The sequence below is a fragment of the Bacillus sp. hwrm1 genome (genome assembly GCF_040207805.1).
GTDB classification, from domain to species: domain Bacteria; phylum Bacillota; class Bacilli; order Bacillales; family Bacillaceae; genus Bacillus; species Bacillus velezensis.
The window spans coordinates 1408839-1432613 of record NZ_CP157943.1 but is presented as its reverse complement, the minus strand read 5'-3'; the positions used below and the strand labels follow the sequence as shown (position 1 = coordinate 1432613).

At 46.1% G+C, this 23775-nt stretch carries 24 protein-coding genes and 1 pseudogene; 1 reads left to right on the top strand and 24 read right to left on the bottom strand.

Features of this window, described 5'->3' with window-relative positions; translation table 11 throughout:
• Nucleotides 1-180: 180 nt before the first annotated feature.
• The 22 genes and pseudogenes from rpoD to rpsU all read right to left on the bottom strand — a co-directional run bounded on the left by rpoD (nt 181) and on the right by rpsU (nt 20507).
• Complete coding sequence (rpoD, locus tag ABK447_RS07415) at nt 181-1302, bottom strand: RNA polymerase sigma factor RpoD (RefSeq protein ID WP_003152998.1); 1122 nt, start codon at nt 1300-1302, stop codon at nt 181-183.
• Nucleotides 1303-1494: 192 nt separating this feature from the next.
• Nucleotides 1495-3306 carry a DNA primase gene (dnaG, locus tag ABK447_RS07410; RefSeq protein WP_007408290.1) on the bottom strand — a complete coding sequence of 604 codons (1812 nt, stop codon included), beginning with the start codon at nt 3304-3306 and terminating at the stop codon, nt 1495-1497.
• A gap of 21 nt (nt 3307-3327) precedes the next feature.
• The gene (locus ABK447_RS07405) at nt 3328-3834 is read right to left on the bottom strand and encodes a YaiI/YqxD family protein (RefSeq protein WP_007408289.1); all 507 of its coding nucleotides are present in this window, start codon (nt 3832-3834) and stop codon (nt 3328-3330) included.
• A 255-nt stretch (nt 3835-4089) separates the two neighbouring features.
• A complete protein-coding gene (locus tag ABK447_RS07400; RefSeq protein ID WP_003152991.1) occupies nt 4090-4902 on the bottom strand; it encodes a pyruvate, water dikinase regulatory protein in 813 nt (270 codons plus the stop codon).
• Nucleotides 4903-4927: 25 nt separating this feature from the next.
• Nucleotides 4928-5566 carry a transcriptional regulator CcpN gene (ccpN, locus tag ABK447_RS07395; protein ID WP_003152989.1) on the bottom strand — a complete coding sequence of 213 codons (639 nt, stop codon included), beginning with the start codon at nt 5564-5566 and terminating at the stop codon, nt 4928-4930.
• Nucleotides 5567-5666: 100 nt separating this feature from the next.
• On the bottom strand, nt 5667-7706 hold the full coding sequence (gene glyS, locus ABK447_RS07390; protein ID WP_059368104.1) for a glycine--tRNA ligase subunit beta: 2040 nt from the start codon (nt 7704-7706) through the stop codon (nt 5667-5669).
• A complete protein-coding gene (glyQ, locus tag ABK447_RS07385; protein WP_094031841.1) occupies nt 7699-8586 on the bottom strand; it encodes a glycine--tRNA ligase subunit alpha in 888 nt (295 codons plus the stop codon). The genes glyS and glyQ overlap by 8 nt, the downstream gene beginning before the upstream one ends.
• A 301-nt stretch (nt 8587-8887) precedes the next feature.
• A complete protein-coding gene (gene recO, locus ABK447_RS07380) occupies nt 8888-9655 on the bottom strand; it encodes a DNA repair protein RecO (RefSeq protein WP_015240232.1) in 768 nt (255 codons plus the stop codon).
• Nucleotides 9656-9691: 36 nt separating this feature from the next.
• Nucleotides 9692-9835: a YqzL family protein gene (locus ABK447_RS07375; RefSeq protein WP_007408286.1), complete on the bottom strand. Its 144-nt coding sequence runs from the start codon at nt 9833-9835 to the stop codon at nt 9692-9694.
• A gap of 154 nt (nt 9836-9989) precedes the next feature.
• Nucleotides 9990-10895, bottom strand: a complete 906-nt coding sequence (gene era, locus ABK447_RS07370) for a GTPase Era (RefSeq protein WP_094031842.1) — start codon at nt 10893-10895, stop codon at nt 9990-9992.
• Complete coding sequence (locus tag ABK447_RS07365) at nt 10876-11286, bottom strand: cytidine deaminase (RefSeq protein WP_003152976.1); 411 nt, start codon at nt 11284-11286, stop codon at nt 10876-10878. The genes era and ABK447_RS07365 overlap by 20 nt, the downstream gene beginning before the upstream one ends.
• A gap of 123 nt (nt 11287-11409) precedes the next feature.
• On the bottom strand, nt 11410-11784 hold the full coding sequence (locus ABK447_RS07360) for a diacylglycerol kinase family protein (RefSeq protein ID WP_015240233.1): 375 nt from the start codon (nt 11782-11784) through the stop codon (nt 11410-11412).
• The gene (ybeY, locus tag ABK447_RS07355) at nt 11765-12238 is read right to left on the bottom strand and encodes an rRNA maturation RNase YbeY (RefSeq protein WP_012118016.1); all 474 of its coding nucleotides are present in this window, start codon (nt 12236-12238) and stop codon (nt 11765-11767) included. Before ybeY ends, ABK447_RS07360 begins: the two co-directional genes overlap by 20 nt.
• Nucleotides 12239-14371 (bottom strand): HD family phosphohydrolase, encoded by a 2133-nt coding sequence (locus tag ABK447_RS07350; protein WP_094031843.1) that lies wholly within the window; start codon nt 14369-14371, stop codon nt 12239-12241. It abuts the gene before it with no gap.
• A gap of 80 nt (nt 14372-14451) precedes the next feature.
• Nucleotides 14452-15411, bottom strand: coding sequence for a PhoH family protein (locus tag ABK447_RS07345; RefSeq protein WP_007408283.1), 960 nt, complete (start codon nt 15409-15411; stop codon nt 14452-14454).
• Nucleotides 15375-16599 (bottom strand): annotated as a pseudogene (gene yqfD / locus ABK447_RS07340) (sporulation protein YqfD). The gene ABK447_RS07345 and the pseudogene yqfD overlap by 37 nt, the downstream one beginning before the upstream one ends.
• Before the next feature lie 17 nt (nt 16600-16616).
• A complete protein-coding gene (gene yqfC / locus ABK447_RS07335) occupies nt 16617-16898 on the bottom strand; it encodes a sporulation protein YqfC (RefSeq protein ID WP_003152966.1) in 282 nt (93 codons plus the stop codon).
• Nucleotides 16899-16954: 56 nt separating this feature from the next.
• Nucleotides 16955-17389 (bottom strand): hypothetical protein, encoded by a 435-nt coding sequence (locus ABK447_RS07330; protein ID WP_060562635.1) that lies wholly within the window; start codon nt 17387-17389, stop codon nt 16955-16957.
• Nucleotides 17390-17416: 27 nt separating this feature from the next.
• On the bottom strand, nt 17417-18409 hold the full coding sequence (floA, locus tag ABK447_RS07325) for a flotillin-like protein FloA (protein ID WP_007408280.1): 993 nt from the start codon (nt 18407-18409) through the stop codon (nt 17417-17419).
• 24 nt (nt 18410-18433) lie between these two features.
• Entirely contained in the window at nt 18434-19750 is a 1317-nt protein-coding gene (locus ABK447_RS07320; RefSeq protein ID WP_094031844.1) for a nodulation protein NfeD, read from the bottom strand.
• A 122-nt stretch (nt 19751-19872) separates the two neighbouring features.
• A complete protein-coding gene (locus ABK447_RS07315) occupies nt 19873-20319 on the bottom strand; it encodes a GatB/YqeY domain-containing protein (protein WP_094031845.1) in 447 nt (148 codons plus the stop codon).
• Nucleotides 20320-20333: 14 nt separating this feature from the next.
• Nucleotides 20334-20507 carry a 30S ribosomal protein S21 gene (gene rpsU, locus ABK447_RS07310; protein WP_003152957.1) on the bottom strand — a complete coding sequence of 58 codons (174 nt, stop codon included), beginning with the start codon at nt 20505-20507 and terminating at the stop codon, nt 20334-20336.
• 171 nt (nt 20508-20678) lie between these two features.
• Between rpsU and ABK447_RS07305 the strand changes: the two genes are divergently transcribed.
• On the top strand, nt 20679-21605 hold the full coding sequence (locus ABK447_RS07305) for a Na/Pi symporter (RefSeq protein ID WP_015240237.1): 927 nt from the start codon (nt 20679-20681) through the stop codon (nt 21603-21605).
• 37 nt (nt 21606-21642) lie between these two features.
• Here ABK447_RS07305 and mtaB read toward each other — a convergent pair whose 3' ends face one another.
• Nucleotides 21643-22998: a tRNA (N(6)-L-threonylcarbamoyladenosine(37)-C(2))-methylthiotransferase MtaB gene (gene mtaB / locus ABK447_RS07300; protein WP_007408276.1), complete on the bottom strand. Its 1356-nt coding sequence runs from the start codon at nt 22996-22998 to the stop codon at nt 21643-21645.
• Entirely contained in the window at nt 22998-23768 is a 771-nt protein-coding gene (locus ABK447_RS07295) for a 16S rRNA (uracil(1498)-N(3))-methyltransferase (RefSeq protein WP_007408275.1), read from the bottom strand. The genes mtaB and ABK447_RS07295 overlap by 1 nt, the downstream gene beginning before the upstream one ends.
• Nucleotides 23769-23775 lie beyond the last annotated feature (7 nt).

Here is a 23775-nt window from a genome sequence, read left to right as displayed (position 1 = left end):
TGAATTGTATACGCTTACAATAAAGAATATAAATAAACTTATCTCATTTTCCCCCTTTCAGGACATGCCGCATTTTTTCCAAACTCATTTGCAAAACATATGCTTATCCAGTAAAATAAAGGTATATTATCCATATATCTTATACATAAAAAAGAACGGATCAAAAAGACCCGTTCCATTCTATTCGAGAAAATCCTTCAGACGTTTGCTTCTGCTCGGATGTCTCAATTTGCGAAGCGCTTTTGCTTCAATTTGGCGAATACGCTCTCTCGTTACTCCAAACACTTTGCCTACTTCTTCCAAAGTTCTTGTGCGTCCGTCATCCAGACCGAAACGGAGACGCAGCACGTTTTCTTCACGATCTGTCAACGTATCCAGCACATCTTCCAGCTGTTCTTTTAAAAGCTCATATGCCGCATGATCCGACGGAGATGTCGCTTCCTGGTCTTCGATGAAATCACCGAGATGTGAGTCGTCTTCTTCACCGATCGGCGTTTCTAAAGAAACAGGCTCTTGAGCAATTTTTAATATTTCACGGACTTTTTCAGGTGTAAGATCCATGTCTTCAGCAATCTCTTCCGGTGTCGGCTCTCTGCCAAGATCCTGAAGAAGCTGACGCTGCACCCGGATTAATTTGTTGATGGTTTCCACCATGTGAACCGGGATACGGATTGTTCTCGCCTGGTCAGCGATGGCGCGTGTAATCGCCTGTCTGATCCACCAAGTCGCATACGTACTGAATTTATATCCTTTACGGTAGTCAAACTTCTCGACGGCTTTCATGAGACCCATGTTTCCTTCTTGGATCAAGTCTAAGAAAAGCATGCCGCGGCCGACATACCGTTTAGCAATGCTGACAACTAAACGAAGGTTTGCTTCAGCCAGTCTGCGTTTAGATTCCTCGTCACCCTCTTCAATTTTTTGAGCGTAGGTGATTTCTTCTTTAGCAGAAAGAAGATTTACCCGTCCGATTTCCTTAAGGTACATGCGGACTGGATCATTGATCTTTACGCCAGGCGGTACGCTGAGGTCATTAAGGTCAAATTCTTCTTCGGCTTTGGCAAGCTGTTGAATATTAGGATCTTCCGTTTCTTCATTTTCACTAATTAATTCAACACCTTGTTCTCCTAAAAATTCATAATACTCATCCATTTGGTCTGATTCAATTTCAAAGCTGGACATGCGTTCAGCAATTTCTTCATATGTTAAAACGCCACGTTTTTTTCCAGTTTCAGTAAGCTGCTCTTTTACCTGGTCTAATGTAAGTTCTGTTTCTGTTTCGTGGGTTTGTTTATCAGCCATTATGGATCCCTCCTTCCAAAGCTTGCAACGAATTCTAAAAGCGGTATGTTTCTTATCCGACCCGGAAGCCTTCTCTCTTTTTCAGCATGCAGGGCTGCGGATAATAAATGACAATTCATGATGAGGTTAAGCGATCTATTTGCTCCTCCGCAAGGAATCATTGCCAATCAGAACGCAAGCCTCTTTGTGGTGTTACTTTAATGATCGGTTCAATGCAACAATTTCTTGAGCCAGAGACGCAGCTTTCACGAAGTCTTTCTGCCTCTCCGCATCCGCTCTTTCTGCTTCTTTTTCCTTTATCATTGACCATTTTCGGTGATCCAACACTTTTTTTACGTAATCGGATAACTCGGCCTCTGAGAGCTCCTCGTTTACTTGGAGCATCCCTATATCTGAAAGCAGCTGGCTGATTTCCTCATCCTGCATTCTCGCCATAAGATGCTGCGGCGTCATGTCAGCCCCCTCTTCATATACAGCGTACAGGTATGCTGCCAGCGCACGATGTCCGTCAATGTTAAATTCAAAGCCGACACGCTCAATCACTTTCTTTATGACGTTTCGGTCTCTCAGCATATGAGCGAGCAGAAGTCTTTCCGCGTTCTCATAGGCGGGACGGAGACGGCGCCGTTTCGCTTTTGTCGTCACCCGGGCCCGTCTTGTCTGCGGTTCGGCGTTTTTGTCGCCGGGGGCGTTTTGTCTGGCGTAGATGGAAAGCTGTTCCGTCAAAGATTCTACCGAAAGAGAAAATTCTGAGGCGAGCTGCTTCACATACATTTCCTGCTCAAGCGACCCGGAAAGAGCGCTGATTTCTTTCAGCACTTCTTTCATGTAAGCGAGCCGGTCTCCTTCGTCAGATAAGTTTTTCCCTTTGCGGAAATACTGCATTTTAAAAGCCATGACCGTAACGCTTGCATCAATGATATCGGTCCGGAATTTTTCTCCGCCCCGGGTTCTGATATAATCATCAGGATCAAGCCCGTCAGGCAGCATGCTTACTCTTACCTTACAATCGGCTTTCTGGAGCAGGCCGGCCGCTTTCAGCGTAGCTTCGTACCCGGCTTTATCCGAATCGTAGCAGAGAATGACCTCCTGAACATTTCTCCTGAGGATTTTCACATGTTCTTCGGTGAGCGACGTCCCCATTGTGGCGATACTTTCTTTTACGCCTGAGCTGACGGCGGATATGACGTCAGCGAAGCCTTCAAACAGAACGGCTCTCTCCTCTTTCCTGATCGGCAGGCGCGCCTTATGAAAGTTATACAGCAGCTTAGATTTATGAAACAGCGGCGTTTCCGGGCTGTTCATATATTTCGGCTGCTGGCTTCCGAGCGCCCTTCCTGAAAAAGCCGCCACGGCTCCGTGGTGATCATGAATGGGAAACATAATTCTGTTTCTGAAACGGTCAAAATACCCGCTGCCGTCTTCCCTTCTGATCAGCAGACCCGCTTTTTCCATCAGTTCTTCCTCAAAACCGCGCTTTTTCAAGAATTTCGTCATGAAATCCCAGGAATCCAGCGCGTAGCCGATTTCAAACTCATCTATGAGCTCTTTCGTAAAACCCCTTGATAAAAGGTAATCTAACGCTTCCTGGCCTTCCTTTGTATTTATTAGCAAATGATGGTAAAATTTCTTCAGAAGCTCGTGGGCTTCCGCCATCTTCTGCTCTCCGGAAGATTCCGGCCTGGATGCAGAGTGAATCGTTATATCATCAGGGAAATCAATCTGATATTTATCCGCAAGGTGAGAAACAGCTTCCGTAAATGAATAACCTTCCATCTGCCGTAAGAAAGAGAAAACGTTCCCGCCCGCACCGCATCCGAAGCAATGAAAGATCTGCTTATCGCTGGAGACGGAAAACGAGGGCGTGTTTTCCCCGTGAAACGGACAGAGCCCAAAGTAGTTGCGGCCTTGCTTTTTCAATTGGACATAATCACCTATGACTTCAACAATGTCTGCTGACTGCTGCACCTGATTAACTACTTCATCTGGTATGCGGTTTCCCATCTTATAACACTCCGTCGTACATTATTCGATGTTTTGATTTGAAATCCCTTCATCATTCGACAGGATTTTTTTAAGCAGGGTAACAAATCGATTCCGATCTTCTTTATTTAATTTTTTAGGTCCTTTGGAATGAATGCCGCTTCTTCTCATTTTGCCTGACATATGACGGCTCATCAGAGCGAAGTCAATCGTGTCTTCAGTATAAGAACGGCCCCTTTCCGATAAGACGGCAATATTTCTGTTCAGCAAAAGAGAGGCTAAACCGATATCCTGCGTGACTACGACGTCTCCCGATCTCACATGGTTTGCGATATATAAGTCTGCCGCTTCTTTATGAGGATCAACGTATACCCAGTTCTCGTCTTTGCTTCTGGAAAGCTGGTAGTGTTCAAATGATGCGACGAAAATAACCCGAACGCTGTATTGCGATGCAATGAGCATTATTTCCTCTTTTACGGGGCATGCGTCTGCATCGACAAAAATCGTCTTTTCTTTTTCATTTAGAAGACTAATTCTCCATCCCTCCATCAATCTCCTGCATAAAAACAAGCGAAATCGCATATGCTCCATGACTGCGGATCTATTTTGAGCTTTGTCGAAAAATTTCCGGGAGTTATTCTTGACATCTTACCCATAATAGTTTATTCGTATCACACGAAGCTTAAACCTAAAAATAAACATTTTATCACAATTTTTTATTATAATACAAACTTCGCGAAGATGCCATCCTTTTTGTTTATTCCCTATTTGCATACCCAAAAACCCAGGATAAAGCGTCCTGAGTTATCGGCCCTTTGTTTTGAGGTGATGAATGATGTTCGCTGTTTCCTCGACCGCTTTATTCGAAACGTCAACGACTTGGCAGCCGATCCGGTCCACGATTTTCTCAAAATACTCCAGCTCTTCTTTAATTCTGTTGATATTGGCGTAAATGGCTTTGTCATTTAAGCCGAGAGATTTTAACCGTTCTTTTCGTATATGGTTCAGTTTATCAGGGCTGATTTTTAAGCCGATGCATTTTTTCGGATCAACGCTGAACAGTTCTTCCGGCGGATCGACCTCAGGAACGATCGGCACATTGGCCACTTTCAGACGCTTATGGGCAAGATATTGTGATAATGGGGTTTTAGACGTTCTGGATACTCCGAGCAGGATGATATCGGCTTTTAAAATGCCTCTTGGATCCCTGCCATCGTCATATTTGACGGCAAACTCGATCGCCTCGACCTTTTTGAAATAATCTTCATCAAGCTGGCGGACGCGGCCCGGTTCATATTTGGCGGTCAGACCGTAAGCCGATTCCATTTTATCGATGAGCGGACCGATAATATCGTAATACAGCACATTCGCTTTTTCCGCTTGTTCAACCAGGTATTTGCGCATTTCAGGAACAACGAGCGTAAAACAAATAATGCCGCCGTCCGCTTTGGCGAGAGACACGACTTCATTAATGGTGCCGATATCTTCCACATAAGGTATTCTTCTGATATGCGTATCATCGGCTGAGCCGTTAAACTGGCTGAGCGAGGCTTTTACAACGAGTTCGGCGGTTTCTCCGACTGAGTCTGATACTACATAAATGATGCGATTGTCCATGTTATCCCCCCGTTAGTTTTCAAGCTTATATGATTTCATTTTCTGATAAACTGACAAGTATCTTAGTCATATTCGTTTTGGTAAACCGGCCGATGACCTCAAAGCCTTTATCCGTATCTTTAATAACGGGCAGGGCATCGATCTGTTTTTCAATTAAATACTTGGCGATGTCCATCACATAATCGTCACGCCGACAGACGGCGATATTCGGCATTCTTGTCATGATAATATGAACCGGTATTGAGGCAAGTTCCTGCTGGCCGATGCTCGCCCGCAGCAAATCTTTGCGTGACAGCACACCGACTAAGACAGCATCACGATCTACGACAAATAACGTGCCGACATCTTCTAAAAACATGGTGCAGATGGCATCGTATACCGAGACATTCTCATTGATGACAACAGGGATCGATTGAAAATCTTTCACTTGCAGCTTTTTCAGTTTATCCGCAAGCAGCTGATTTCCCGTTTTCCCCGTATAAAAATAACCGACCCGCGGACGGGCCTCTAAGAAGCCTGACATGGTGAGTATGGCCAAGTCCGGCCGCAGCGTGGCCCTCGTTAAATTGAGCTGTTCTGCGATATGCTCTCCGGTAATCGGGCCGTTTTCCTTTACAATCTGTAAAATTTGTTCTTGCCGTTTATTTAATTCGATCGTACTCACCACCTTTATGGAAGGGTTTCTTTATCTATGTTTTCATTCTGTGATGTTTATGTAAAAGGGGAAAAGACGATTGCCGATCACACAGCAACCGTCTTTTTCTTTATTTTACAATAAGATGATTCATATTAGCAAAAGACTTGATCACATCTGCAAGAGCGGTCATTTGCGCTAAACGGTTGGTTTTTAATGCTTCATCGTCCGCATTTACCATCGTGTGATTAAAGTAGTCTTCAATCGGCTCCTTTAATCCGCTGAGCACGGCAAGCGCCTGTTCATAGTTTTTGGAGGCAAAGCTTTCCGCGACACTGTCTTTTGTTTTTTGATAAGCGTCAAACAGCTTTTTCTCCTGTTCATTTTCAAACAGATCCGGATTGATATCGCGGCTCTCGCCTTTTTTGCTGATGGAGATGACCCGGCCGAGTGATTCAGCCGTTTCTTTAAAGCCGGGTGTGCCGAGGTGCTTCTCAAGCACTCTTGCTTTATGAACGGCTGCATACGGCTCAAGCTCTGTGCTGTCCAGAACGGCTTCGATAACGTCATGACGGATGTCTTCAGCGTTTAAGACGTATTTCAGACGCTGTGTAAAGAAATCGAGGAGCTCATTTTCTTTTTCCGTTTCTGTCAATGACAGCAGCTCTTTAAAAGAAATGCCCCAGTTGCGGTCGATCAGAATGGAAACGATGCCGCTTGCCTGACGGCGCAATCCGTACGGGTCCTGAGAACCTGTCGGAATCACGTCAATGCTGAAGAAGGAAGCAATCGTGTCCAGTTTATCAGCTAACGCCACAACCGCGCCGGTAAAGGTTGAAGGCACTTCTCCCCCGGCCGCTCTCGGCATATAGTGCTCATTGACAGCGGCAGCGACGGCTTCATCTTCACCGAGCATGCGCGCATATTTTTCTCCCATCACGCCTTGAAGCTCAGGGAACTCATAGATCATATGTGTAACCAGGTCAAATTTAGAAATCTCTGCGGCGCGCTTCACAAGGTTTTGCGTCTGTTCATCCGCTTTCAGGCGGACGGCAAGTTTGCCCGCAATGGCGGCCACTCTCCTTACTTTATCTCCAAGGGAGCCGAGCTCTTCATGGAAAACGATATTTTCCAGTTTCTTCACGTTTTCATCAATGTTCAGCTTTTGGTCTTCTTTGTAGAAGAACGCAGCATCTGAAAGCCTTGCTCTCAGCACTTTCTCGTTTCCGCGGGCAACATTTTCAATTGCATGGCTGTTCCCGTTTCTTACCGTAATAAAATGAGGCAGCAGATTCCCGTTTTCATCTTTTACCGGGAAGTAGCGCTGATGCTCTTTCATTGTTGTTACAAGCACTTCTTCAGGGATAGAAAGAAACTCGGATTCAAAAGATCCGTAAAGCGCCGTCGGGTATTCCACCAGATGGTTGACTTCGTTCAGCAGGTCCTCATCGATCGGAATGTTCCATTTCTTCTCGGCTGCAAGCGCGTCCAGCTGGCTTTGGATCATTTGTTTGCGTTCTTTCGGGTCAGCAATGACGCTTTGTTCTTTCAGCAGCTTTTCGTATGATGACGGTGCATCAACAGATACTTCTTGGCCGAGAAAGCGGTGTCCCTGTGTGTTCCGGCCCGTCTCGACATTTGTGATTTTAAACGGAATGACGTCTTTTCCAAAGAGAGCGATAATCCATTTGATCGGACGGATATAGCGCAGATCCTGCGTGCCCCAGCGCATGTTTTTCGGAAAATGCATTCCGGCAATCAAATTTTCCAGCTGCGGTAAAAGTGTCTTCGTCTCTTGTCCCGCCTGGAATTTTTGAACGAAGACATATTCCGTGCCGTTTACATCTTTTATATACAGGTCATCCACTCCGGCGCCTTGGCCTTTTGAAAATCCGATAGCGGCTTTTGTCCAGTTTCCGTCAGCATCCAGAGCGATTTTTTTCGCAGGGCCTTTTGCTTCTTCCTGAATATCAGCCTGTTTTTCTGCTACGTCTTTTATATATACTGCCAGACGTCTCGGCGTATTAAAAAGTTTCACTTCGCCGTGGGCGATATTTTTTTCAGCCAGCCAGCCGGTCAGCTTTTCACCGAGCTGCACCATGCTGTCATGTAAAAACCGCGCCGGCATTTCCTCGAGTCCGATCTCTAAAAGCAAGTCTTGTTTACTCATGGGAAGAGCCCTCCTCTTTAAGCATTGGGAACCCTAATTTTTCCCGTTCTTCATAATACGTTTTTGCCACTTTTCTCGCTAAGTTGCGGACACGGCCGATATAACCCGTCCGCTCCGTCACCGAGATCGCGCCTTTTGCATCGAGCAGATTAAATGTGTGAGAGCATTTCAGCACATAATCATAGGCCGGATGCACGAGCCCGTTATCCATTTGTCTGATCGCTTCTTTTTCATAGGTGCTGAACAAACGGAAAAGCATATCCACGTCAGATGTTTCAAAAGTATAAACGGAATGCTCATATTCAGCCATCATAAATAAATCTTTCACAGTAAATCCTGACGTCCATTCAAGATCAAAGACGTTTTCTTTATCCTGAATATATGACGCGAGACGTTCAATACCATATGTGATCTCAACGGATACCGGTTTACATTCAATTCCGCCCACCTGCTGGAAGTATGTAAACTGAGTAATTTCCATCCCGTCAAGCCATACTTCCCAGCCGAGACCTGCACAGCCTAAAGACGGGTTTTCCCAGTTGTCTTCTACGAAACGGATATCATGTTCAAGCGGGTCAATGCCGAGCGCACGCAATGAATCAAGGTAAAGCTCTTGAATGTTATCAGGCGACGGCTTGATAATGACTTGGAATTGGTGATGCTGATAGAGCCTGTTCGGGTTTTCACCGTACCGTCCGTCAGCAGGCCGTCTGGACGGCTCAACGTAAGCCACTCTCCACGGTTCCGGCCCGATGCTTCGTAAAAATGTATACGGGCTCATTGTGCCTGCGCCTTTCTCCACATCATACGACTGCATGAGCACACAGCCTTCATTCGACCAGTGCTTCTGCAAGGTTAAAATCATATCTTGAATGTTCATTTCAAGCACCTCCACTTTCTCCATTCTTTTACAAGTGCGGCGGCAACCAAAAAACTCCCGTCTCTATGCTTGCCGGCCGCAAACATAGGGACGAGAGTTCTCCCGCGGTTCCACCCTAGTTGCTGAGGATGTGAATCACTCAGCCTCTTTTTAAAGGGTTGCTCGAGAATGCCTTTCGTTGCGCGCTCATCCTTAGCTTACACTGCCCTAAGGTCGCTTGTATGAGTTGGACGCAAGTACTTCTTTCTGTCACTGCAACATATTTTATAATAAATGATCATATAAAAAGATGGGCAGAATGTCAACTTTTGTTTTCATCCAAAAGGTTCTTCATGCTTTCCATCTGATCTAAAAACCGTTTTGACTTTAAATAAAGTCCTGAATATTCCTCGTAATACAGATCAATGACCCGTTTAATTTCGTTTTTGGTTTCCTGTTTTAACGAGACGCTGCCGAGCCTTCCGATATCAAAGTAATAAAAAAGCCTTAGCAGCCTTGCCGTTTGCGGCGACATCGGAACTCTGTACGGATCCTTTTCAAAGCAGCGGTGGCAGATAAACCCGTTATCTCTTATCGAAAAATGAAACGTCCCTTCCCCGCTTTTGCAGTGGACACAATGATTCAGCTCCGGATACAGCCCCATGACGCCGAGCATTTTCATCTGCACGATGAAGGTGATCACGTCCGGGTCAGTCCCGTCATTCAGCCTCTTAAAGGATTCGAGAATCAATTCGAATAAATAGGGGTTCGGTTTCTTCTCTTCCGTTCCTTTGTCAGTGAGTTCAGCGATAAAAGCGGCATACGCCGTCAAAAATAAATCTTCTCTGATCGTTCTCATGCTGAGAATCATTTCACCCTGCTGGAGCGTGCCGAGTCCGGATGTTCTTTGCATTAAAAATGACCCGTACAAAAACGGCTGGCTGACTGCTGACAGCCGGCTGGCTGACTTCCTGGCGCCCCTTGCCATGACGCCGATTTTGCCGTGTTCCCTCGTCAGCAATGTCACGATTTTATTCGTCTCCCCGTAGTCATTCGTACGGAGCACGATTCCTTCACTTTTAGTCAGCATTTCCGCACCTTCCAACAACGGGAGGGGCCAAGAGGTTTACAAAATTGGAAAATCAATTCGGGCTAGCTCATCTTCCGGTTCTTCGGGTCTTTCCAGGTTCTCTTTTTCCAGTTCTTTAAAAAGAAGGTACGTATCAACACTTCCTGTTTGAGAAAATACGTTCCAGGTAAAATTCAACACAAAAAACCCACCTTTCATCATTAAACTAGCTTGCTATCCAAATTCTTACCCTTATCTTGACCTGATGTCCTCCTTTTCATGTTAAACAAATTTTGCTAACGAATCCCTGCTTCTGTGAGGTAATCTCACACCTCAGGCATGCGCCTTAGATGAATTAATATTCATCCTCTTTGAAGCCGAAATCACGCAGCTGAGACATTTTATTCCGCCAGTCCTTCTGCACCTTCACCCATAATTCCAGGTAAACGCGTGAGCCCAAAAGAGCTTCAATATCAGCCCGCGCTCTTTTGCCGACTTCTTTCAGAAGCGCTCCTTTTTTGCCGATGACGATGCCTTTTTGAGAATCCCGCTCGACCACAATGGTGGCGGCGACATGGACGGAGCCGTTTTCCTGCCCTTTAATGGACTCGATGGCGACAGCGATGCTGTGCGGCACTTCTTCCCTTGTCAGATGGAGCACCTTTTCCCTGATCAGTTCAGAAATAATGAACCGCTCGGGATGGTCAGTCACCTGATCGCTCGGATAGAACTGAGGCCCTTCCGGTAAATACGCTTCAATCTGCGCGAGAAGGGTTTCGACGTTGTTCCCTTCCAAAGCTGAGATCGGCACGATTTCCTTAAACGGATAGCGCGTACGATACTCATCAACTAAAAGAAGCAGCTGGTCAGGGTGGATCTTATCAATTTTGTTAACGATCAGAAAGACCGGTGTAGACGTCTGTCCGAGCTTTTCAATGATAAACTCGTCGCCTTTTCCGTACCCTTCTTCGGCGTTAATCATAAATAACACCAAGTCAACTTCTTTCAGCGTATTCTGCGCCACTTTCATCATAAAGTCGCCAAGCTTGTGCTTTGGTTTGTGAATGCCCGGTGTATCAATAAAAATGGTCTGCGACGTGCCGGTTGTCAGCACCCCTTGGACTTTATTTCTTGTCGTCTGGGGTTTGTCGCTCATGATGGCGATCTTTTGACCGATGACCCTGTTTAAAAAGGTAGACTTTCCTACATTCGGCCTTCCGATGATAGATACAAATCCTGATTTAAAGCTTTCGTTCGTCATGTAAATCCTCCGATGAAAATGCGCCCGGTAATAATTCTTCCGCAGTCATTTCTTTTATTTGTCCTTGTAAGTTGGTCAGAATAACAAGCATATCCTTTGAGCACAGCTCGGAAATTACTTGTCTGCAGGCTCCGCACGGCGAAACCGGTCCCGGAGTATCCGCAGCCACGGCGAGCATCGCAAATTCCGTATCCCCCTCGGAAACAGCTTTGAATATCGCCGTGCGTTCAGCACAGTTGCACATGCTGTATGCCGCATTTTCGATGTTGCAGCCTCTGTACACTTTTCCGTCTTTGGTAAGAAGAGCGGCTCCCACTCTGAAATTTGAATACGGCACATACGCTGTGTCCCGCGCTTTTAATGCTTCTGCAATCAATTCTTGTCTGTTCATGTGTACTTAATTCCTCTCTTACCTTTATCCTGTATGATACCGCTGTCACTTTTATTTTACATAATTATGATTGGTTTTTCACGCCCATTTTTGGCAATGTAAAATAATTGTAAGAATCTTCTGCTAACATATCTTCGGCAAGAAGATGAGTAAACCAATGATACACGATATCACGGCAAAGACGCAAACGGCTCCGGCGGCCGCGTCCTTTGCCGCTTTTGCGAGCGGGTGATACTGATCGGTAACTAAATCCACAACATGCTCTATCGCGGTATTTAACAGCTCCAAAGCAAGCATTCCTCCGATCAGCATCAAAACAACGGCCCATTCGGCTGTGCTCAGCCCGGTGAGAAAACCGCAAACGATAACGGCGCAGGCCGCGGTAATATGAAATTGAAAATTCCGCTCTGACCGCGCCGTTTTCCAGATTCCCCTCCATGCATGGACAAAGCTCTTCAGGAACCTGCTCCACTCGTTTTTATGATCTCGTGAGTCCATACTCATCCAGCAAATCCTTTTGCTTTGAAAACATTTCTTCCTCTTCTTCTTTTGTCATGTGATCATAGCCAAGCAAATGCAAAAAGCCGTGCACGGCCAGAAAACCGAGCTCTCTCATAAACGAATGGCCGTACTCTTCCGCCTGCTCTTTCGTTCTGTCTGCGCTGATGATAATATCTCCTAAAACAGGCGGCATGTCGGCGCCTACGATTTCAACCTCGTCTTCGCCTTCTTCTTCAAGCGCAAACGAAATGACGTCAGTCGGAGTGTCTTTTCCCCGGTAGTCTCTGTTGATTTCTCTGATTTCCTCATTTGTCACAATCGTGACCGATACTTCAGCCTGGTCCTGAACGCCTTCTTTTTCCGCCGCGAATTGGAGCAGCTTCTCCACTTCTTGGAGCGCATCAGCTGAGACGCTATTCGTTTCATCAACAATATCTATGAGTAAACTCATTTATTTCACCTTCTTCGTAGCCTCCGGATATTCAATCCGGGAGTGGAAAATTCCTTTTAAAGTCGCACATAGTGTTTTTGCGATCGTATCCAGTTCTCGGAACGTGAGATCACATTCTGAGAATTGTCCGTCCTGAAGCTTATCGGATATAATTCCCCGCACCAGTTTTTCGATCCGCTCGGGATTGGGATTATGCATGGAACGGACGGCGGCTTCAACGCTGTCGGCCACTGAGATAATAGCCGCTTCTTTCGATTGCGGCTTCGGCCCCGGGTAGCGGAACTCTTTCTCTGTAATCTGGTCGCCCTTTTCTTTCGCTTTATAATAAAAGAATTTTAAAAGGGACGTTCCGTGATGCTGCTCCGCGATATCCACAAGCTCTTTCGGAAACTTATAGCTTCTGAGCATATTCGCACCGTCTGTCGTATGTGCGATAATGATATTTTTGCTGAGCTGCGGAGACAGCTTGTCATGCGGATTATCCATATTCATCTGATTTTCAATAAAATATTGCGGACGTTTCGTTTTGCCGAGATCGTGATAATACGCTCCGACCCGTGCTAAAAGACCGTTTGCCCCTACGGCTTCACAAGCCGCTTCCGACAGATTTGCCACCATGACGCTGTGATGATATGTACCGGGTGTTTCCGTTAAAATCTTTCGAAGCAGGGGATGATTCGGATTAGACAGTTCAATCAGCCTCATTGTTGAAAGAATGCCGAATCCCGTCTCAAAAAACGGCATCAGACCGATAATCAAAACGGATGAAGCAAGTCCCGAGACGACCCCCATCAGCATCAGCGTTCCGATTTCAACCGGTGACAGCGCCGTATTTTGTATTAATAAAAGCGACAGCACGATAATCATATTAATAAATGAGACGAACAGTCCCGTCTGCAATATTTTTGACCTCGCATTATGTTTTCCCAAAAACAGAATGCCTGAAATGCTGCTGATTAAATAGTAAATGCCGATGACGTAATTAAATGTTCCCGTCACACCCTGATTAAACATCATACTGCCGCAGATCGCCAGAATGATGCTTCCTAAAATGGCGAGCCTTTCATTGAGCAGCAGCCTGATTAAAATCGCACCGGCGGCGATCGGCACAAGATAGCCGATATTGGTGTATTCAATCTTCTGAAAGAGACTGACGACTTCCATAATGACGAGAATAAGCGTTGTAATGATAGAAAACAGCAAAAGAGATTTATTTTTCAGCTTAAGCTCCTGCTGCTGTTTCTCAAAATAGTAGACAAGCGTGGCAATAAACAGGCCGATCATCAGAAGGAGACCGCTGATCGGTTTTAACAGGTTGGAATTATTCAAAAGACCCGTCAGTTCAAGCTTCCTGTATACTTCCCGGTCAATCAGGTCATTCTCTTCCACGAGAACCTGTCCCTGTTTGATCTGTACCGGCTGGACGCTGTCTGACGCTTCCTGGCGTTTTTCATCGGTCGCTTTCGGATCAAAAACATAATTCGGGATGACCGCGTATTTTCCGATTTCAGTCGCAGCCGCTAAATATTTTGACGGCACAGAAGCGTTTTTCAGCTCTTTTGCGACCTTATCCTTCGCTTCGGCAAGCTTTTCAGAAGGAATTTCACTGCTCATCACCGTATTCACCGCGGTAATGACGGAATCCCTCACAAATGAGAAATCTTCATTGTTTGCATGGAGAAGCGATTTAATGGCATCTTCCGAGACGGATTCATTGACATCCTGTGTCAGCTTGTTTTTCACCGATTTTACCAGTGATTTTTCCGAAGGTGACTTTTTGTCTTTTTCCGCATCTTTTTTCACTTCGCCGATGCTGTCAAAAATGGAAGTGATCAGGTCAAGCCGATTGTCGGTATAGCCTTTTTTCAGAGTGTATTGATCTTCCACCGCATCTTCGGCCGCCTGTTTTTTCGATTCCGTCGCCTGCTGATCTTCCACTGTGGCGGGCGCGTAAATCGTTTTATCACTGACTGCAAACAAATCCAAATTAAGTGATTCAGGTTTTACATGAATAAAGAGCAAACCAAACATGATCGCTGAAAGCAGCAGGTACAGCAGCACATGGGCTGAGCGGGCATGTCTGAAACTGCGGAACCGTTCCCGGGCGCTTTTGCCCTTTCCCTTCTTTTTCAAAACAAGAACCTCCTCCCTGAAACATCAGGAACACATCATATAAAAATGACCCGATAACGGGAGATCGGGTCATTTTTGCATTACTTTTGCTTATCATAAGCTTCAATAATTTTTGCAACAAGCGGATGCCTGACCACATCTGTCTGGTCAAGTTCAATCACGGAGATGCCGTTTACGTCCTTCAGCATGTCCTTCGCTACTGCAAGTCCCGATGTGACGCCTTTCGGCAGGTCAATTTGGCTTACGTCGCCCGTAATGATCATTTTAGAGCCAAAACCCAATCTCGTCAAAAACATTTTCATTTGAGCGGGAGTGGTATTCTGGGCTTCATCAAGAATCACATACGCGTCGTCAAGCGTCCGCCCTCTCATATAGGCAAGCGGGGCGATTTCGATAACCCCTCTTTCCATAAGACGCTCCGTATGGTCGCTTCCGAGCACATCATGGAGCGCGTCATACAGCGGGCGCAGATAAGGATCTACTTTTTCCTTTAAATCTCCGGGCAGAAAACCGAGGCTCTCGCCGGCTTCCACAGCGGGTCTTGTTAAAATGATTTTTTTAATGTGGCCGTTTTTTAAAGCGTGCACCGCTTTTACGACCGCCAAATAAGTTTTGCCGGTTCCCGCCGGCCCGATGCCGAACACCATGTCGTTTTTCTTCATCGCCGCCACATATTCTCTTTGGCCGATGGTTTTGACACGGATCGGTTTGCCTTTTGCCGTTTTCGTTATTTCCTCTTCATACATGCTTTCAAAATAGTCCAGTTCATCTTTTTTTGCCATTTTCACGGCATACAGCACATCACGTTCCGAAATCTCGATCCCCTTGCGAATTAAAGTAAGGAGCGAGCCCAATAATCTGTCAGCGATCTCAAATGTTTCATCATTCCCGGAAACGTAAATGGTTTCACCGCGTGTGATGAGGCTAATGCCCAGATCCTTCTCCATTAAATGTAAAAAAGCATCTTGGCTGCCGAACAAAGAAAGTGCTTCGTCCGGGCTTTTCAGTTTGTGATTAATCGCAAGTAAATGTTCTGCCATTCTTTAGTCTCCCTGAACAATAGGTGTGGTTTGAACGATATCTTCTATAACTTGGTAGAGAATAATCAACTTTACTTTACCATTCTCAACGGATTGGTGCAAAACTTTTTCACTTTCCACCTCTCCGCTGCCGTTTAATCGCTTTTCTACATCTTGTCTTCCCATTTTGATACCGGCCTGAACCGCTTCGCCTTTCGTATAAGTCCGCACGGATGTTTCACTTTCTCTTGTCTGTTCTGAAACGTAAGAAACCGGAAGCTTCATCCCCAGAAATTGAAACGGATGCTTTTCTTCCTCTGTTTTCGGATGTTTCAGCGGCTTCTCATTAAATTCAAAGCCCCAAAAAGGCACGCCCCATGATCCGAAAGACAGCTTGTGCTTCGTCCTTACTTTACCCGTATATAGCGTAAATGATGTTTCAAGGGGCACGGTTACTTCTGACTTGTACCATGTTTCTCCGTAAATTTCCGCTTTTGAGGCGACTTTCCGGTCTTCATTTCCGATCAGTCCTGAGACGAGGAGCTGTCCTTTGTCAACATGATCGTTCACAAAAGCCATCGGCTGCCCCTTTTGCACGAACATCCTTTTGATGACCGCCTTCTTTTTGGCAACGATATGGCGGGGGCTTACGTACTTTTCTTTTGTCGGTTCGTTCTTTTCGACCACTTTCATATGAAGGGCTGTCCCGTTCAATTCCACACCGACCCACGTAATATTATCGATGCCGTTTGTTAATGATTTTTGAATTTTTTCCGGCGTCATCATTAAAAATTGCAAACGGCCTTTTTTCACACCGATTTCTTCAAGGTGCTTTACCATCTGATGCTCGGTTTCGGGCTTGGCCCCTTTAATATCAATTTCCCAAATCATGTTGGACAAAAGAAACAATATAACAAAAAATATCACAAATCCCGCAGTGAAGCCCAGATTTAATTTTGATTTGAGAAGCAGAAAGGGAAGACCCTTTCTTTTTGTAAAGCTTGCTTTGCATTCATGTTTTCTGATGACTCTTCTGAAAGCATGTACATCTTGAAGCTGAATCATCAGCAGAACACAGTCTTGCTTTTTTTTCACCGCAAAGATGGCGATTCCGTTTCTCGTGCATTCATTCAGCAGCCGTTCAATCCCTTTTCCTTTGACTTCCATTTGGACTTTACCCGAAAAAAATGACAGCCATTTGTTTTTCACATTATTTCCCCCCGGCTTTATGAATCGACATATCGTACGTGATCTATCGTGCCTTCCAAAAGGATTTCCTCAGGAAGGATTGCCTTAATGACCAAGTTTTTTCCTGATATGATACACTGCCCCTGCTTGAGCATCAGCCTGACTTCTTCTTCACTGAACAGCAGGAGGCCTCTGTGATTCTCTATGTAGATATGAAGTCTGCCGACCATCGTAATACGAGGCAGATCCATCATAACGTCCGGGGGAATTTCCAATGCTCTTGTCAGCCATGCCTTTACACGATTCTTTCTTTGCCCCATAAAAAAAGAACCCCCTTTCATCTCATATGTATGATTTGAAAAGGGGTTCTAACACTTTATTTTTTACCGATGTTCCGCATGGTCCGGTGCGGTTTTTTTGCACGGGGCGGACCCAAAACCTCACTGAATATAATGCCTTGGACCGCAGTTTCTTTATTTATTTTGAGGGCTGATTTCTTCAGAGACGCGTTTCGTGCGCGTGCGGATGTCAGCTTATGTTCGAGCCCGTTAAACATCTGCTCCGTCTCCGCTAGGCGCTTTTCAGCTTCCCTTCTTTTTTGCTCAAAAGGGTTCTCTTCTGAAACGGCAGGCCATTCTTCCGCTTCCGGCTTATGCTCTTTCTGCGGCTGTTTTTGATCCTGCTTTTTTGCCTGATTTCCGGGACGTGTACCCGGCGGACGTTTTTCATCTTTGTTTTTCTTGCCGAATATTGCCGATATAATGCCGATGACGGCGGCAATGACGAGCGGATTTGTCAGAATCTCGTGCATATAGCGGCTCCCTCCTTAATAGAGAGGTTATTGTTGGTCTTCATCTTGCTGGTCATTCGTCAGCTTGCCGATAGAATCCCTCATGTCCGTATCCGCGTCGATATTTTTTATGTTCATATAGTCCATGACGCCGATGTTTCCTTCACGCAACGCTTCTGCCATCGCAAGCGGCACTTCGGCTTCTGCTTCCACGACTTTTGCACGCATTTCTTCTACGCGAGCGCGCATTTCCTGCTCTTGGGCGACCGCCATGGCGCGGCGCTCTTCGGCTTTGGCCTGCGCAATGTTTTTGTCTGCTTCTGCCTGATCCGTCTGAAGAATCGCTCCGATGTTTTTGCCGATATCAACGTCGGCGATGTCAATCGAAAGAATTTCAAATGCGGTGCCTGAATCCAGCCCTTTGCCAAGTACGGTCTGCGAAATCATATCAGGGTTTTCAAGCACTTTTTTATGATTGTGAGAAGAACCGATTGTCGAGACAATCCCTTCTCCGACACGGGCGACAACCGTCTCTTCTCCCGCTCCTCCGACAAGGCGCTCAATATTGGCTCTTACCGTGATTCTGGCTTTTGCTTTTACTTCAATTCCGTCCATGGCGACACCCGCGATAAACGGTGTTTCAATGACCTTCGGATTAACGCTCATCTGTACGGCTTCCAATACGTCACGCCCGGCCAGGTCAATGGCTGCGCAGCGTTCAAATGACAGCTCAATATTGGCGCGCTGTGCCGCAATCAGGGCATTGACCACCCTGTCGACATTACCTCCGGCCAGATAATGGCTTTCGAGCTGATTTGTTGTTGCGGACAGGCCGGCTTTGTGCGCTTTAATTAACGGATTGACAACGCGGCTTGGTATGACGCGCCGCAGCCTCATCCCGACCAAAGTGAAAATGCTGATTCTGACTCCTGCCGCAAGCGCCGAAATCCATAGCATCACCGGTACAAAGGTGAAGAATATGGCTAACACAATAATGGCAGCAGCAACTAATGCTAAAATCGCCAAACTTGACAGTTCCATCTAATTCCTCCTCAAGGTTATCATCTATATTTCTCTCACGACAATGCGTGAGCCTTCCGCTTTCACTACTTTCACCTGTCTGTCTTTTTCAGTGAATGATCCTTCTGAGACGACATCCAGACGTTCATCATCAATAATGACGGTGCCTGACGGTCTGAGGGCTGTAGCGGTAACGCCGACTTTTCCCAACAGCTCCGTCCGGTTCTGATTTGAAACATAACCGCTCTCCGTGCTTGTTGAATCAGTTAATATTAATTTTTTAAAGAATTTCATTCGTTTCCCCAACACCCTTGTTAATATGATAAAGGCTGTAATAGACACAGCAATGGCGATCAATAGAGAAACCGCCATTACGGTAAAGCTGCCCGCAGCGAGAAAGAGGCTCGCGATGACGCCTGCAATACCGATAAGACCGATTATGCCTCCGGGCAGAAATATCTCTAAAAGGATAAAAACCAAGCCCGCGCAAAATAAGAATACGCTGTCATAGCCGGCGAATCCGGCAGCGATATGCCCGGTGAAAAACAGCAGCATGGCCGTCAGTCCGACGGCACCCGGTATCCCGAGGCCCGGCGAGAACAATTCAATGGTCAAACCAAGCAAAGCAAGCGTTAATAAGACGGGGACAACAAACGGATTTGTCAGCCATCTGCCCAGTTTGCCGACGAAACCTTCTTTTGCATGGTGAACATCCGCTTTGTCAAAACCGAGCTTTGTATATAAAGCATCAAGGTCTGAAACCGTGCCCTCCGAATATCCGACTTCCTTGGCTTTTTCAGCTGTCAGTGTCAGCAGTTTTCCCTTTGGGGCGCCCGCTTCCTTTGCATTAATGGCGGGATCTGCCATGGCCAGGGCGTATTTCGGATTTCGGTTGTTTTTAACCGCTGCGTCCTCCATTTCTGCATGCCACAGTGATTGGGCCTTTTTGTCTGCCGCGTTTCCCTTTCCGTCGATGATGGCTGCGGCACCCATTTTTCCGCCCGGCGCCATATAGATTTCATCTGCCTGAAGCGCTATATACGCTCCGGCAGAAAGCGCCCGTTTATTAACGTAAGCGGTAACAGGCACATCCGCGCGGCCGATGATATCAGCAATATCCAAGGCTGATTGAACGGCGCCTCCCGGTGTATTGATGTCAAGAATAATGTGTGACGCGCCGGACTCCTTCGCTTCTTTGAAAGAACGCGATAAAAACGAGGCGAGCCCCTGTTCGACATTTTTCTCAACCGGGATGACATAAACCGATGGGTGATCAGCTTTCGCGTTCAATTGAACCCCTAATAAAGATAATACAAATAAGCCCAATAGAGCAACAGCAATTCCGGTTTTTTTTTGGAACAAGGCAAATATACCCTCCTTCCCGTTTCGTTCTTCTTTATATACGTAACAAATGTACTTTAGTTTCATTTTTTTATGTATAAAAAAAGACATCTCTCAAGGAAAGATGTCTTTTTTCTTGTCAATTAAGATAATTGACTGCTGACAAGTCTGTTAATTACGCTGCCGTCAGCTTTACCTTTTACTTTAGGCATAATAGCACTCATCACTTTGCCTATGTCCGCTTTGGAGCTCGCACCGACTTCAGCGATGGTTTCATTTACGATTGTCTGCAGCTCTTCTTCAGAAAGCTGCTTCGGTAAATAAACTTCTAAAATGTCCAGCTCTTTTTGAACTTTATCTACTAAATCTAAACGATTAGCGTTTGAAAATTCATGGAGGGAGTCTTTACGTTGCTTAAGTTCACGAGATAGGACAGTAAGTTCCTCATCCTCGGTCAAACTGTCTTTCTTAAGCTTAATTGCTTCGTTTTGAAGTGAAGCTTTCACCATTCGAACGACAGTCAGTTTGTCTTTCTCACGGCTTTTCATATACAGCTTCATATCTTGGTTAAGTCGCTCAAGAAGACTCATAAATCCACCCTCTTTTAGAATTTGCGTTTTCTAGCAGCTTCTGACTTTTTCTTGCGCTTTACGCTAGGTTTTTCATAAAATTCGCGCTTTCTTGCTTCTTGCAAAGTACCTGTCTTTGATACACTGCGTTTGAAGCGACGAAGAGCATCTTCAAGCGATTCGTTTTTTCTAACGACCGTTTTTGACATTCTCTTTCCCTCCCTCCGAATACACCAATCGACTACCTTTAAAAAGATACATATATAAACATGTACTTTGACATTATAATATAAGCCATCAGTCAGGTCAACTAAGCGAGCTCACTTTTCCGTCATGAATAAAGCTGCTTGTCTATATAATGATGGAAAGGGGTGTTTCATTTGATGATACTGATTCTCTTTACCGCACTTATCCTGATTTTTTTACTCGGAATGAGCCTGCTCAGGCAGGGGCTGATCGCATTAACGTATTCAAAAATTGAGAAGAGCCTGCTCTTATTTACCGACCACCCTTTGAAAGCTTTTCTCATAAGCATCGTATTCACTGGTTTTCTTCAGAGCAGCTCAGCCTTCATGGTCATTGTCATCGGCTTTGTCAGCGCAGGCGCTTTATCTTTTAAACGGACCATTCCGATGATTCTCGGCACGAATGTCGGCTCCACGTTTACGACGGAGTTTTTAGCCATAAAGATGGATGTGCTCATTTGGGTGCTTTTTATCGGAGGCCTTGTGTTTATCCTCCTCCGTAAATATCCGTTCAGGCAGATCGGCATAAGCTTCCTCGGTCTCGGCATCATCTTTTTTTGCATCACATGCTTCAGCCGGCTCGCCGTTCCGCTGACAGAAATGAAGGCGGGGGCGGAGGTTTTGCGACATGTGAATGATTCGAGCTGGTCCGCTCTTTTTATCGGCATGATATTGACGGCAATCATTCATTCAAGCTCCGTCTGCATCGGCATTTTGATGAGTTTTATGAACGAAGGGGTGATCGGCATTGAACAAGCGGTCAGCGTCGTTCTGGGATCTAATATCGGGACATGCGTCACGGCCGTCATGGCTGCTGTTTCAGGCGGTTATGCCGCCAGACAGACCGCCGGTGCTCACGTTGTGTTTAATATTCTCGGCGTGCTGCTCGTATTTCCCTTCCTGTCCGCATCAGCAGGTTTTACGGAGCGCCTGTCTGATGATCCCGCGCAGATGATTGCGCATTTCAGCCTGTTATTTAACGTAGTCACCGCCTTATTGTTTCTGCCGTTCACACATTTGTTTTACCGGCTGATTGACAGGCTGATTCCTCCGAAACCGTAAAAAAACCGATGCGGGAAGGCACCGGTTTTTTTATCAGTTATGAAGACATGCGCATGTTTCGGGTCATTTCATCCTCAACGACGCGGACGAATTGTCCTTCGTTATACGGATAGCCCGCTTTTTGAATTTTGACTTTGACAAGTTTGCCGATTACATCTTCCGTGCCTTTGAAGACGACTTTCATGTAATTGTCCGTATAGCCGACGAACATGCCCTCCTCATCAGACTCTTTAAACGCCTCTTCCGGAATGATTTCCAGAACCTCTCCTTCATAATCGGAGGCGTATTCTTTTGCAAGCTGGTCAGACAGCGCGATCAGCTTATGCACCCGTTCGTTTTTCACGTTCTCGTCAACCTGGTCTTCCATTCTGGCCGCAGGTGTTCCGGTGCGTTTGCTGTAAGGGAATACGTGAAGCTCTGAAAACTTATGTTCTTTAATGAACCGGTATGTTTCCATAAATTCTTCTTCCGTTTCTCCCGGGAAACCGACGATGACATCAGATGTGACGGCAAGACCCGGCAGCGCTTCTTTCAGCTTATTTAAACGGTCCGCGAAAAATTCCATCGTATATTTGCGTCTCATCCGTTTCAGAACGGTGTTTGATCCTGACTGAATCGGGATATGAAGGTGACGGACGATTTTATCAGACGCATCCAGCACTTCAATCACTTCATCAGTGATTTGGCTTGCTTCAATAGATGAAATTCTGATCCGCTTCAGTCCTTCTACACGTGTATCAAGCTCGCGGAGAAGCTTGGCGAAATTATAATCTTTCATATCTTCGCCGTAGCCGCCCGTATGAATCCCCGTCAGGACGATTTCTTTATAGCCGGCATCCACCAGCTGCTGCGCCTGTTTAATGACTTCTTCCGGATCGCGGGAACGAAGCAGGCCGCGCGCCCAAGGGATAATGCAGAACGTACAGAAATTGTTGCAGCCCTCTTGGATTTTTAACGACGCTCTTGTGCGGTCAGTAAAAGCGGGAACATCCAGCTCTTCAAACACGCGTGCTTTCATAATATTGCCGACGCCGTTGATCGGCTGGCGCTCTTCCCTGTACTGCTCAATGTAACCGAGCATTTTTTCACGATCCTGCGTGCCGACGACGATGTCAACACCCGGGATGGCCATAATTTCCGCCGGAGAGGTTTGCGCATAGCACCCTGTTACGCAGATGACGCCGTCAGGATTTTGGCGGATCGCCCGTCTGATGACTTGACGGCTTTTTTTATCTCCCGTGTTTGTTACCGTACATGTATTAATGACATATACATCTGCTGTCTGTTCGAATTCTTTTCGTTCATAACCCGCATCTTTAAACAGCTGCCAGATTGCTTCTGTTTCATAATGGTTGACCTTGCAGCCAAGGGTATGAAAAGCAACAGTTGCCATTACTGATCACCTCTTAATAACTCTGTATGATAGGAAACTGCGCTTAACGCGTAAAGAGGCGCAGTTTCAGTCCGTAAAATTCTCGGTCCGAGGCCGCATAAGACGGCGCCTTTTTCTGAAAGCTGATGAACTTCAGACTCAGTCAGACCGCCTTCAGGGCCGAATACGATTAAAAGAGACGAACCTTGCGGAAGGCTTTTGAGCTCCGCAGCGAAAGCGCCCGTTTCTCCCTGCTTTGATGACTCCTCGTATGCAACGACACATTTATCGACATTCTCCGCCATTTCAAGCAGCTGCCGGAACGTATGAACGGTTTTCACTTCGGGAATTTCATTGCGGTACGATTGCTCCGCCGCTTCCTTCGCGATTTTCGCCCATCTCTCCCGCTTTTTCTTTGCCTTTTTGTCGTCTAGCTTAACGACGGATCTGGCGCCCTGAAAAGGGATGAACATACTTGCCCCCAGCTCGGTCCCTTTTTGGATAATCCATTCAAGCTTATCGCCTTTCGGGAGGCCGCTGGCGATCCTGATCTTCAAAGGCAGTTCACGGTTTTCACCCGTCCATTCAGCAATGCTGCATGATATATGATCTTTAGAAACCTCTTTAAGCAGGCATAACGCTTCATGGCCGTCTTTCGAACAGCAGATAATCCGGTCTCCCGCACTCATTCTCATGACGTTCGCTATATGGTGGACGTCTTCCCCCGTGATTTGAAAATCAGGAGTTTCGTCCATCTCCTGCTTCGTGAGCTCGATAAAATATCGTTGCATACGCTGT